Source organism: Leucobacter aridicollis (assembly GCF_024399335.1).
In the GTDB taxonomy this organism is placed as follows: Bacteria; Actinomycetota; Actinomycetes; order Actinomycetales; family Microbacteriaceae; genus Leucobacter; species Leucobacter aridicollis_A.
On sequence record NZ_CP075339.1, the window covers coordinates 3455047 to 3466957 of the forward strand.

The window sequence follows — 11911 nt, forward strand, 5'->3', positions numbered from 1 at the left end:
TTCGCGAGCGGCTGCGGCGACGTGCCTACGCTTCGGCGATGTGGGAGTGCAGGAACCAGCGATCCTTATCGAGCTGCTGGGCGATCGCGATCGCGATGTCCTGACTCACGGGGTCAATCTCCTCAAGCCCCTCAATCGCGCGATAGATCGTCGCGAGCGTCGCGTCGAGCTGGGCGACCATTTCGCGCACCGTGACGTCAGACTGCTGGAAACCTGGCGACAGCTCGGGAGTCGTCGTACGCGATGCGACCGTCGCGATGCGCGAGTCGACGGGAAGGCCGAGGGCGACGATCCGCTCGGCAACCTCGTCAGCGCCAGCCTGGGCATTCGCGACGACGGTGTCGAGGAACTCGTGAACCCCGATGAAGTTCGCTCCGCGCACGTGCCAGTGGGCCTGCTTGGCGTTGACGTGGAGGGCGACGAGATCCTGAACGACCGGGCTCAGGTATTGCGCGACCCCACTCGGGCGGTTCATGTCGCCCTGCGCGGCCGGGATGCGGGCTTCTTGCATTGTCATACTGGCTTCCCTTCTCTCGGGAGCGCCCGTACGTGCCGGGCACTCGGTGTTGTCTAGGTTACGCGGAGAGTCTGGGCGCTGGCCTCAGAGTTCGATGAGTGTTTGCCAGGCGCTGGCTAGGCTATGACTAAGCCGACACGGGCCGTTCACTGCGAGGGGGATCATGGCACGCAGACGCATCGTCATCGGAGGCGCATCAGGGTTTCTCGGGTCGAGGCTCCGTCACGAACTCACCCAAGACGGATGGGAGGTCGTAACAATCGGCAGGGCCAGGGCTGACGCGTCGTGGGACGACAAGGCCGCTATCCTCAGCCTCGTTGACGGGGCCGACGCAGTAATCGGACTCGCTGGCAAGAGCGTTGACTGCCGCTACAACGACGCGAACCGTGACGAGATCCTGCGTTCTCGCGTCGACACCACTCGCGCGCTGTCGGAAGCGATTGCGGCGAGCACCGCACCGCCCAGAGTGTGGTTGAACTCGAGCACGGCCACGATTTACAGGCACGCCATGGACCGCCCACACACCGAGGCGAACGGCGAACTTGGGGCGGGTTTCTCGGTCGACGTCGCGCGCAACTGGGAGCGGGAGTTCTTCGCCGCCGACCTGCCGGGTACCCGCCGCGTCGCCCTCAGGATCGCGATCGCCATCGGAGACGGCCCCGCCACGAACACGCTATTCAGGCTCGCCAGACTCGGCGTCGGCGGGCCACAGTACGACGGCCCGTGGTTCCCGCACCGCCGCTACCGGGGCATCGGCCCCGAGCCGACCGAGCCGACCGCGAGCTGGCACCGCACCCGCGGCCGACAGCGTTTCAGCTGGGTGCACATTGACGACATCGTTGGCGCGGTGCGCTTCGCGCTGCAGAGCGAAACCCTCAGCGGTCCAGTGAACGTAGCGTCGCCGGGCCCGAGCGACAACCGCACAGTCATGCGGGCGCTTCGGCGGACTGTCGGGGCGTGGTTCGGGCTGCCCGCATTCCGCTGGATGCTTGAGCCGGCGACGTGGGTGCTGCGCACCGAGTCTGAGATGGTGCTCAAGAGCCGCTGGGTTGTACCCGAGAAACTTCTCGCAGCGGGCTACGAGTTCACGTGGACCGAGATTGAGCCGGCTCTGCGCGACGTGTGGGAGGGGCGGCGGGGATAACGCCGAGGGCTCGGGCCCTGTGCTGGCCCGGCCCGGCCCACCTGGCCCGGCCCGCCCGGCCCGGCCCGGCCCACCTGGCCCGGCCCGCCCGGCCCGCCCGGCCCGCCCGGCCCGCCGAAGAGCATCTTCTCTGCAAGAGGACCCGAACGCGACCGCCGGGAGGCGGCTCTTTTGCGGGGAACAGGCTGTTTGGCAAGGCTCAGCCAGTGACAGAGCGCGGCATCGACAGTGCGCAGCAGCCGACACCAAGCCCGGACGCCCCAAGCTGCGGGTACGGTGGAGGGGTGCAGTCCCGTCGTAAGTACCCCAAGACGAGGTCGGCCGCGACGAGCGCCCGCTACGCGAAGCGGCGCAAGAATCGGCTCGCCCGCGTCGACAACGACCTCACTGACGATCAGTGGCAGACCCTGCTCGAGGCGTGGGGATGCTGCGCCTACTGCCAGGGCGACGGCGCCGCGCTGCAACGCGACTGCGTGCAGCCGGTCTCGCGCGGCGGCCGGTACACGCTCGGAAACGTCGTGCCAGCCTGCGCCTCGTGCAACGCAAGCAAGCACAACTCCGAGGTCACCAGCTGGCTCAGGCGCAAGAAGCTCGACGAACGAGCATTCCTGCTGCGGCACGCGACGATTCTGCAGCAGCTGCTCCCGGATCCTGAACCAGACGGCAGACAGCTGGCCGAGCCCGAGGCTAGTGCCCTCGACACGCCTCCCGTCGCATTGCACGACGACGTGCCACCCCACCCAGAGCACCACGCTTAGGCGGCCGCGCCGCCCGTCAATTGGTTAGGCGTCGAGCCTGAGCGACAGCAGCATCCGCTTCGCCTTCGCGTAGTCTTCGGTCTGCATGAACGCGCGCGCCTCGTCCATCGAGCCGAAGTGTTTCGTTGCATCACTGATGCTCACTTGGAGCGTGTCAGCGAATCTAACCAAGGCCGATTCCGTTTGCAACAGATTGTAGTAGAAGCAGTACGGCGCGCCCAGCGATGTGTCGCTCACTGCCATCGTCGCGAACACGCCCTCCGCGTGAGCGTTCTCAATAGCCCGATAGGTGAACTGCGTCGGGGTCGTGCCGGGTAGGGCGTCGCCGTATCGCACGTAGCCCGGAATCTCGACAGGCACCGACTCGAGTTCGGTCACAGTCAGAAAGCTCGACTCGTCTGGCCCGCTGGCGTCACCCCCGCAGCCTCCGCCGAGCCCCATGACCTTGCGGGCGTACGTGAGCTGCAGGTCGCCTTCCTCGTCGACGACATCGAACAGGTAGATTTCGTGCTCGGGCTCCGACCGCTCGCTCTCGACGACGCTCCACCCCGGCGCGACCTCAAAGCTGCCAACGGTCCGAGGGTCTGAGAAGCGCTCCCACTGCGCCTCAGGTTCCGGGGCGGGTTCTTCAGTCGGCTCAGGTGAGGGCTTCGGCGACGGCTTCGAGGTAGTCGGCTTTGGAGCCGGCTCCGAGCTCGGCGCGCAAGCGCTGAGTATCAGGGCCGCGGCAAGCGCGCCAATCGCGACGGCCGTGACGGACGCGCGTCTCCACCGGCTTCCGGGCGCGGGGCTCATAGCCCGATCCTAGGGGAGGACAGTACGCGCGGCCAGAAATGTGCTCTCGGGGGCTCCAAGGCCACCGAATCTCGCTATTCGGCCTCGATTGCGTCGATCGCGGTCGCGTCCGCGCCGTTCAAGAACTCGGTGAGGCGCTCGACCTCGTGCGTCTCGCCGATCGCTGCGGCGCCTCGGCGCAGCGCGTAGAGCGCCCGCAGTACTCCGCGGTTGGGCTCGTGCGACCACGGTACAGGCCCGGCGCCTCGCCAGCCAGCCTTGCGGAGCGAGTCGAGGCCGCGGTGATACCCCACGCGGGCGAACGCGTACGCGCCGATCTCGTCGTCGGCCGCTGCCGCGCGGTCTGCGAGCACGGCCCAGGCGAGCGGGGAATCAGGGTGCGCCCGCACGACCTGTTCGGGGTCTGCGCCGGCGGCGAGCGCGGCCGTCACGTCCGCGTCGGGAGCGAGCAGTGTGGGTTCTGGGCCGAGGAGGTTCTCACCGATCATGTCGCCAGTGTAGCGACAGCGCCGACCCAGGAGCGGCTACTCAGTAAAGGACAGAGAAGAGAGGACCCGGACGAGTTGTTCGTACTCCGCCGTATCTGCGTATTCCTTGGCTTCCTCGACTGAACCGAACAACCAGGGGGACGCGGCGGGATCAAACGAGTCAACCTGGAGCTGAGTCGCGAACATCGCGAGCCCAGCATCCGTATGCAACAGGTTGTAATACATGCACGCCTCGGGCGGGATGTCGTCAGAGAGCGAAAGGCTCGCGAGGGCGCCATCCTCGACCTCTGAGATGCGGTAGACGACTCGCGGAGCGACGAGTGGCGCAGGGGTCTCTGCCGCCGCGACGTAGCCCTGCAGCTCGACGCTCCGCGTATCTGCTTCCTGGATTCGCAGTACCGGGAGCTCCTGACATGCGCCACCGAGTCCCTGCACTCGGCTCGCAAACGTCAGGAGTTGCCTGCCCTCAGGGTCGATCACCCCAAACTGAAACGCGCCGATCTCAGCGTTGCCTCCGAGATCAGCGACGGTCCACCCGGGAGGCACTTCGAACGAGTGAGGCAGGCGCGAGTCGGTGAACCGCACCCAGGGCTCCTCACTAGGCGTCGGTTCCGGCTCTGGGCTCGTGGCCGGTGTCGGTTGCGGGCTCTCGGGCGCGGGTTGTGGTGAGCACCCGGCAAGCACCGCGCCCACGACGAGGATCGCGACGACGCCCACCACCGTAGCGAGAATTTGCGCGTATCGCTGAGCGCGCGAAAGGGCCCCAGATGCTCTCATAGCCTTAGCTTAGAGCGCAGCCGGGGCCAGCGCGGGTGCAGCCTAGCGGTAGTTCACGAACTGGAGGGCGACGTCGATGTCTGCGCCCTTCAGCAGCGCCATCGTCTCCTGCAGGTCGTCGCGGCTCTTCGAACTGACTCGTAGTTCATCGCCCTGGATCTGGCTCTTCACGCTCTTCGGGCCCTCGTCGCGGATGAGCTTGTTGAGCTTCTTCGCGGTCGCCTGGTCAATGCCCTCCTTGAGCTTCGACTCAATGCGGTACTCCTTGCCGCTCGGGTAAGGCTCACCCGAGTCGAGCACCTTCAGCGACATGCCACGCTTGATGATCTTTGACTGCAGCACGTCGAGGACGGCGTTCGCACGCTCCTCGGTATTCGCCTTGATCAGGATGGTGTCGCCGGAGTAGGTAACGTCGGCACCAACGCCCTTGAAGTCGTAGCGCTGCTCGACCTCCTTGCGGGCCTGGTTCACTGCATTCTCGACCTCCATGGAGTCGATCTTGCTCACAACGTCAAATGAGGAATCAGCCATGCCCTAAGCGTAGACGAAAGCTCGCACATTGCGCAGCGATCACATACATGCGTCACGAAACGTAATGTCTGTCATAACGGTAGCGAATCTATTGGTACGATCGTTGTTTGTCGCCCACACCCGGCGCGACTCGCCTCGAAAGGATCACCATGTCGTCTTCGACAGCACCGCCCGTCCCCTCAGCGCAGCCGGCTGCGCCTCCAGCGGAACCCGGGAAGCGTCGCCTGCCGAAATGGATGACCTCCTTTGGCTGGCAGATTCTCGCCGCGCTCGTGCTTGGCCTGGTGCTCGGAACCATCGCCCTCAACCTCGGCCCTGACGCGGAAGGCAATCCGAACGGGCTGCACGCAACGCTGAAGGTCATCGGCTCGAGCTACGTCACGCTGCTGCGCGCGGCCGTCGTACCGCTCATTTTCACTGCGATCGTCTCGAGCATTGTCGGGCTCCGCAAGGTCACGAACGCCGCCCGCCTCGCCGGCCAGACGCTTTTGTGGTTCGCGATCACCGCACTCATCGCCGTCGCCATCGGCATCACACTCGGCGTCACGCTACGCCCCGGCGCCGCCGCTTCGGGCTCTGAGCTAACCCCGTCTGACCCGTACACCGTCGGCACCTGGTGGAACTTCCTCACCGGCCTCGTGCCCCAGAACTTCCTCGGCCTCGGTATCTCCGGCGGAGTCGACCTTGAGACAGGCGCGCTCACGGCAAACGCGAGCTTCAACGTGTTGCAGGTCATCGTCGTGTCAGCAGCGGTCGGCATCGCCGCGCTGAAGATCGGCCATAAGGCCGAACCGTTCATCGCGCTCACCGAATCCGCACTTACGATCATTCAGAAGGTGCTCTGGTGGATCATTCGGATCGCACCGATCGGCACCCTCGGCCTCATCGGCAACGCGATCGTCGAGTACGGCTGGGGCAAGATGGGCACGCTCACGCTGTTTGTCGCGGTACTCTACCTCGGGCTCGCGATCGTGCTGTTCGTCGTCTACCCGGTTCTCGTGAAGGCTCACGGCCTCTCGATCCGACAGTACTTCTCGGGAGTGTGGCCCGCGGTGCAGCTCGGCTTCGTCAGCCGCTCGTCGATCGGCACATTGCCGCTCACCCAGCGCGTGACCGAACGTAACCTCGGTGTGCCCCGCGGCTACGCCTCATTCGCGGTGCCGCTCGGCGCGACGACCAAGATGGACGGCTGCGCCGCGATCTACCCGGCCGTCGCCGCCATCTTCATCGCCCAGTTCTTCGGCATCGAACTGTCGCTCGTTCAGTACCTGCTGATCGCCCTCGTATCTGTCGTCGGCTCTGCGGCAACCGCTGGCACGACTGGCGCGACAGTGATGCTCACACTCACGCTCTCCACGCTCGGCCTGCCTCTTGAGGGCGTCGGCCTGCTCCTTGCGGTCGACCCGATCATCGACATGGGCCGCACCGCGGTGAACGTCGCTGGCCAGGCGCTCGTGCCGACAATTGTCGCGAAGCGCGAGGGGATCCTCGACGAGGAGCTCTACAACGCCCCGCGCCAGGGCCTTGCGTTCGACAACTCGGACACCGAGGACGAGCCCGCTCACGACCAGGCGGTCGAACCGGCAGGGGCCGGCCGCTAGTCCCGTCTCGGCCGTCACCCGCTTCGCCCCGTGCACCTGGCTCGCCAGGCGCACGGGGCGTCTTGCGTCATGAACCTCCGGTTAAGGTAGGTACGCACATTGGAACGCCCTTGCGAAAGCGCAGGGAACGAAAGGACAAGCAAAATTACTCTGTCACGCACCCGCCTCCGTTCAGCAACCGGGGCAACCCTTGCAACGCTCCTGCTGCTTCCCGCCCTCGCTGGCTGCAGCATCTTCCCCGTAACGGCAGTCGAACGCGACGACTCGGGTGCAGTAACCGAACAGTCGCAGGCGTCGGTCGACCAGATCGCGGTAGGCGACTGCATGGACTCAACCGACGACTCCGTCGTGTACGACGTTCCGGTGGTGCCCTGCGCGGAGGAGCACGACGAAGAGATCTTCGGCGAGTTCGAGCTCGCTGGCGAAACGTTCCCTGAGGCTGCCGCGCTCGAGGAAGAGAGCAATGACAAGTGCATCGCAATGTTCAACGAGTTTGTCGGCATCGACTACTTCGATTCCGAACTCGACTTCTACACCCTCACGCCGACCGAGGACGGCTGGAACGAGTTTAACGACCGCACCGTGAACTGCGTCATCGTTGACCCGGCGGGGAAGATCACCGGCAGCCTGAAGGGCGCGGCCCGCTAGGTCCCAGCGCGCACAGCTGCGCTGGTGGCACAGTTACACTCCGAAGTATGGAATCACCAGTACTGAGCTACCTTCGCAGCGTGCACGCCGAACTGGCGGAGCTGCGCGACGGCGTCCCGTATGCGGTCGGGCCGTCGAGCGCAGACCTTGATCCCTCCGACTTTGGCATCGCCCTCGCGACCGTTGACGGTCACGTCTACGAGGTAGGAACCACACGCAAGCAGTTCTCGCTGCAGTCGATCTCAAAGCCGTTGAGCTACGGGTTCGCAATCGCCGAGCTCGGCATGGATGCTGTCGATGCGCACGTCGACGTTGAGCCATCGGGCGATCCATTCAACGAGATCTCGTCGAGCCCGGAGACCGGGAGACCCGCGAACGCGATGATCAATGCTGGCGCGATCGCAGTCGCCTCGCTCATCAAGGGTTCGGGCGGGCGCACCCCAATTCAACGCATTGAGCACACTTACTCCGAGTTCGCTGCCCGCAAGCTTCGCAGTGACGGCCGCGAGTACCGGGCCGAGCGCGCGCGCAGCGATAGGAACCACGGGCTCGCCTACCTCCTCAGCGCCGCGGGCGTCGTCGAGGGCGACCCCACTCGCGCGCTCGAAACCTACCTGCGCCAGTGCACAGTGCAGGTCGACTGCCGCGACCTTGCGATGATCGCGGCGACGCTTGCTTCTGGCGGCACGAACCCGGTGACAGGCACCGAGGTGCTCCCTTACGAGGCAGTCGAGCGTGTGCTGTCAGTCATGATGACCTCAGGAATGTACGACGACGCCGGGGACTGGGCGACGAGTGTCGGACTGCCGGCGAAGTCAGGCGTCGGCGGTGGAATCATCGCTGTGCTCCCGGGCCAGGTTGGGCTCGCGGTCTACTCGCCCCCGCTCGACACGCACGGCAACAGTGTGCGCGGCGCGGCAGCGTGCCGCCGCATTTCGTCAGACCTCCAGATGCATTTTGTGCGCTCGGCGCGCCAGGGGCGGTCAGCGATCCGCTCGATCCGCACGATCGACACGGAGCCGTCGAACATCCGTCGAACCGAGGCCGCTGCAGACGTACTGCAGGAGCAGAGCGAGCGGGCGCTCGTGATTGAGCTCGCGGGCGACCTGTTCTTCGCGGGCACTGAGACAGTCGTGCGTGAGTTGAGCTCCCTCGGCGACGAGATCGATGTCGTTGTCATTGACGTTCGCGACGTCGACGAGGTCGGCGATGCCGGGATCCGCATGATCAACGCGGTGTTCCAAGACTTCAGAGACAACGGGCGCGAGATTCTGCTCGTTGATCCCGACGATGTGCTCGATGGCGTCGACACGCGTGGCATCACAATATTCGACTCGCGCGATCGCGCAATCGCCGAGTGCGAGCACCGCCTGCTCGAGCGCTACGGTGGCCCAGAGGCAATGCCCCGCGCCGTCTCCGTAGTCGATTCCCCCGTGCTCGCGCCGCTCACCCCAGCCGATGCCGACGCGCTGGCGGCGCACATGAGCCGTCGCCACTACGACGACGGCGAGGTGATTCGTCGCGTGGGGCAGCGTTTCGGCGGCGTGTTCTTCATCCTCTCGGGCACCATCAGCATCGTCGCTTCCCACACAGACGGCACGAGGTTCCGGCTACGCACCCTCGGCGCTGGGATGACGTTCGGCGAACTCGCGCTCGGCGAGGACGACCGGCAGGAGACCACGGCGAAGGCCGAGGGTCCCGTCGAGCTCATGGTGCTGACCGCAGACGAGATCGAGGCGCTTGAGGAACGCGATCCTGCCCTTGCTGTGCAGCTGTGGCGTGCGCTCGCCCGCGACGCCTACATGCGCGTCGACCGCTTCAGCCGCGCAAACGCGGCGCGTATCCGAGACTGATCGATAGGCGCTGAGTACGCCCCTGAACTGGGGAAACGTCGTGCTGTACAATAGGTTCTTGTGGAAATTAATCCTCCTCCCCGTCGCTAACACTCTGGTTTCTTGAGTGGCGCCAACACCTTCGAGCACAACGAAGCGCGAGAACGATGAGGGCGGACAGCGAAAGGGACTGTGAGTTTTCTCGAATTTTTAATCAAGCGCGCAGACGACATGCTCGAAATGGGCATCGGCCATGCCGCAGTTGTCGGGATATCTGTGCTCCTCGCCACGGTATTCGGCGTAGCGCTCGGCGTCCTCACGCACCGCAACGAGCGGGCGCGTGACTTCACCCTTGCCGTCTCGGGAGCGATGCTGACGATCCCGTCGTTTGCCCTCTTCATCCTGTTGCTCGGCCCCCTCGGCCTTGGCGCGAAGCCCGTCGTCGTGGCGCTCACGATGTATGGCCTCATGCCGATCATCCGCAACACTGTCGCTGGCTTGAACGGGGTCGACCCGGCGATCACCGAGTCTGCCCGCGGGATGGGGCTCACCCGAGCACAGCGACTCTTCCGCATCGAGTTGCCCCTCGCTTGGCCTGTCATCATCACGGGCGTCCGCGTGACCACGCTGTCACTGCTCGGCATAGCCGCGATCGGGTCGATCGTGAACGGGCCTGGCTTCGGAAACTTCATATTCACCGGCCTCGCACGCGTCGGCACCCCCGTGGCGATCAATTTCGTGCTCGCGGGGGCGCTCGGCGTCGTCATCCTGGCCATTCTGTCTGACGTGCTGTTCCACATTGTGCGTCGACTCACGACTTCTAAGGGAATCCGATGACTGAACAGCCCACGACAACCGAGACCGTGATGATCAACCTCCAGGGGCTCACCAAGCGCTATCCCGGCCAGGATCGCAACGCTGTCGACAGCCTCGACCTTGAGATTCGCGCCGGTGAGATCGTCGTGCTTGTTGGCCCGTCTGGCTGCGGCAAGACGACGACAATGAAGATGATCAACAGGATCATCGAACCCTCTGGCGGGCGGATCATGCTCGACGGTGAAGACGTCACTCAGGTGAATCCAGACAAGCTCAGGCGCCGCATCGGCTACGTCATCCAGCAAATCGGGCTGTTCCCGCACATGACGATCGGTGAGAACATCGCGACAGTGCCGAAGCTTCTCGGCTGGGACAAGGCTCGCACCGCGAAACGCGTCGACGAGCTCCTCACGATGGTGAGCCTCGACCCTGCCGAGTACCGTGACCGGTACCCAAAACAGTTGTCTGGCGGCCAGCAGCAGCGTATCGGCGTCGCGCGTGCGCTCGGCGCGGACCCAGACGTGCTGCTCATGGACGAACCGTTCGGGGCGATCGATCCGATCACACGCGATAGGTTGCAGAACGAGCTGCTTCGCATGCAGGCCGAGATGCGCAAGACGATCGTGTTTGTCACGCACGACATCGACGAGGCGATCAAGCTCGGTGACCGCATCGCGATCCTGCAGGAAGGATCGCGCATCGCACAGTACGACACGCCAGAGCAGATCCTGACCGCGCCCGCGAATGAGTTCGTGAAGAACTTCATCGGTCGCGGCGCCTCGCTGAAACGGCTCGGGCTCACGCGCGTCTCAGACATCGCGCTCCGCGAATGGCCGACGGTGGCAGCAGGCGAGTCTGCAGAGGCGGCACTCGAACAGCTTCGCCATGCCGCAGAGAGCGCGCTCCTTGTGCTCGACGCCGCTGGGCGACCGATCCGATGGGTTGACGCCGATGAGCTCAAGGCAGCCGCAGGCCGACCCCTCGCCGAGCTCGGCACGTCGGTGAACCACATGGAGCCACACGCCACACTGTCTGACGTGTTGAACGCCCTCATCACCTCACGCCACAGCGTCACTGCGGTTGTTGATGGCACGGGCGCATACATCGGCGTTGCCGACTTCGAACAGATCCACGACACGATCCGCGCGATGCGCAGTCGCGCAGTCGGCGAAGCCCGTGCGGGCCTTCAGGACGAGGAGCACGGATGAGCGTCGTCGACGTCGCCGCGGCAAGCCGCGTCCAATCGGGAGGCGGCGCGGGAAGCACAGGGCGCTGGCGCAAGGCAGCCGGGCGCTACCTCACCATGCCGCTCGTGCTCGCGGCCGTCTGCCTCGCGCTCTACGCCTACGTCTCCAGCCAGACACTCGACACGATCGAGGCGCGTGCGCTGAGCACCGAGCGGCTCACCACTGCGATCTGGCAGCACGTCCAGTTGACCGCTGTCTCGACGCTCTGCACGCTTGTCATCGCTGTGCCCCTCGGTGTCCTGCTGAGCAGACGGTTTGCGCGCTGGTTCCGCCCGTATCTCATCACCCTGCTCACACTGGGCCAGGCAGTTCCGACGATCGCCATCCTGGTGATCCTCGCCGTCGCGTTCCTGTTTCTCGGTTTTAACGCGGCGATCGTCGGCCTCACCGCCTACGCGATCGTGCCGGTGCTGCTGAACACGATCGTCGGCCTCGAGCAGGTCGACAGGTCGGTGCTCGAGGCGGGCCGTGGGATGGGAATGTCTCGCTTCACTGTCCTGCGGAAGATTGAGCTGCCGCTCGCGGTACCAGTGATCCTTGCGGGGATTCGCACCGCCCTCGTCATCAACGTCGGCACTGCAACGCTCGTGACCTACATCAACGCGGGCGGGCTCGGTGACGTTATTGTCGCTGGCCTCACCACCAACCGGTTCGTCGTACAGCTTGTTGGCGCAACGCTGACCGCCGTGCTCGCGCTCACGATCGACTATCTCGCGGGGCTCGCCGAAGACATTCTGCGGCCGCGCGGACTCTAGAC

The 11911-nt window shown here is 65.2% G+C and carries 13 protein-coding genes; 8 read left to right on the top strand and 5 right to left on the bottom strand.

Annotated features, from left to right (window positions below; translation table 11 throughout):
• Positions 1-25 precede the first annotated feature (25 nt).
• Entirely contained in the window at positions 26-511 is a 486-nt protein-coding gene (locus KI794_RS15540; RefSeq protein WP_370647896.1) for a Dps family protein, read from the bottom strand.
• 169 nt (positions 512-680) lie between these two features.
• Between KI794_RS15540 and KI794_RS15545 the strand changes: the two genes are divergently transcribed.
• Positions 681-1661, top strand: coding sequence for an epimerase (locus KI794_RS15545; protein WP_255808592.1), 981 nt, complete (start codon positions 681-683; stop codon positions 1659-1661).
• A 206-nt stretch (positions 1662-1867) separates the two neighbouring features.
• Positions 1868-2419, top strand: coding sequence for an HNH endonuclease (locus tag KI794_RS15550; RefSeq protein WP_370647832.1), 552 nt, complete (start codon positions 1868-1870; stop codon positions 2417-2419).
• Positions 2420-2443: 24 nt separating this feature from the next.
• Here KI794_RS15550 and KI794_RS15555 read toward each other — a convergent pair whose 3' ends face one another.
• From KI794_RS15555 to KI794_RS15570, 4 genes are all read right to left on the bottom strand, one after another.
• Positions 2444-3214, bottom strand: coding sequence for a hypothetical protein (locus KI794_RS15555; protein ID WP_255808593.1), 771 nt, complete (start codon positions 3212-3214; stop codon positions 2444-2446).
• Positions 3215-3288: 74 nt separating this feature from the next.
• Positions 3289-3702, bottom strand: a complete 414-nt coding sequence (locus KI794_RS15560; protein WP_255808594.1) for a DUF3151 domain-containing protein — start codon at positions 3700-3702, stop codon at positions 3289-3291.
• Positions 3703-3738: 36 nt separating this feature from the next.
• Complete coding sequence (locus KI794_RS15565; protein WP_255808595.1) at positions 3739-4479, bottom strand: hypothetical protein; 741 nt, start codon at positions 4477-4479, stop codon at positions 3739-3741.
• A 42-nt stretch (positions 4480-4521) separates the two neighbouring features.
• Positions 4522-5010 carry a YajQ family cyclic di-GMP-binding protein gene (locus KI794_RS15570; protein ID WP_119282538.1) on the bottom strand — a complete coding sequence of 163 codons (489 nt, stop codon included), beginning with the start codon at positions 5008-5010 and terminating at the stop codon, positions 4522-4524.
• Positions 5011-5159: 149 nt separating this feature from the next.
• Between KI794_RS15570 and KI794_RS15575 the strand changes: the two genes are divergently transcribed.
• The 6 genes from KI794_RS15575 to KI794_RS15600 all read left to right on the top strand — a co-directional run bounded on the left by KI794_RS15575 (position 5160) and on the right by KI794_RS15600 (position 11909).
• A complete protein-coding gene (locus tag KI794_RS15575) occupies positions 5160-6611 on the top strand; it encodes a dicarboxylate/amino acid:cation symporter (RefSeq protein ID WP_119282537.1) in 1452 nt (483 codons plus the stop codon).
• A 99-nt stretch (positions 6612-6710) separates the two neighbouring features.
• On the top strand, positions 6711-7259 hold the full coding sequence (locus KI794_RS15580) for a septum formation family protein (protein ID WP_119282536.1): 549 nt from the start codon (positions 6711-6713) through the stop codon (positions 7257-7259).
• A gap of 47 nt (positions 7260-7306) precedes the next feature.
• The gene (gene glsA, locus KI794_RS15585) at positions 7307-9112 is read left to right on the top strand and encodes a glutaminase A (RefSeq protein WP_119282535.1); all 1806 of its coding nucleotides are present in this window, start codon (positions 7307-7309) and stop codon (positions 9110-9112) included.
• A gap of 210 nt (positions 9113-9322) precedes the next feature.
• Positions 9323-9928 (top strand): ABC transporter permease, encoded by a 606-nt coding sequence (locus KI794_RS15590; protein WP_255808596.1) that lies wholly within the window; start codon positions 9323-9325, stop codon positions 9926-9928.
• Positions 9925-11115: an ABC transporter ATP-binding protein gene (locus tag KI794_RS15595; RefSeq protein WP_119282533.1), complete on the top strand. Its 1191-nt coding sequence runs from the start codon at positions 9925-9927 to the stop codon at positions 11113-11115. The genes KI794_RS15590 and KI794_RS15595 overlap by 4 nt, the downstream gene beginning before the upstream one ends.
• Entirely contained in the window at positions 11112-11909 is a 798-nt protein-coding gene (locus KI794_RS15600; protein ID WP_119282532.1) for an ABC transporter permease, read from the top strand. The genes KI794_RS15595 and KI794_RS15600 overlap by 4 nt, the downstream gene beginning before the upstream one ends.
• The last annotated feature ends 2 nt before the right edge of the window (positions 11910-11911 follow it).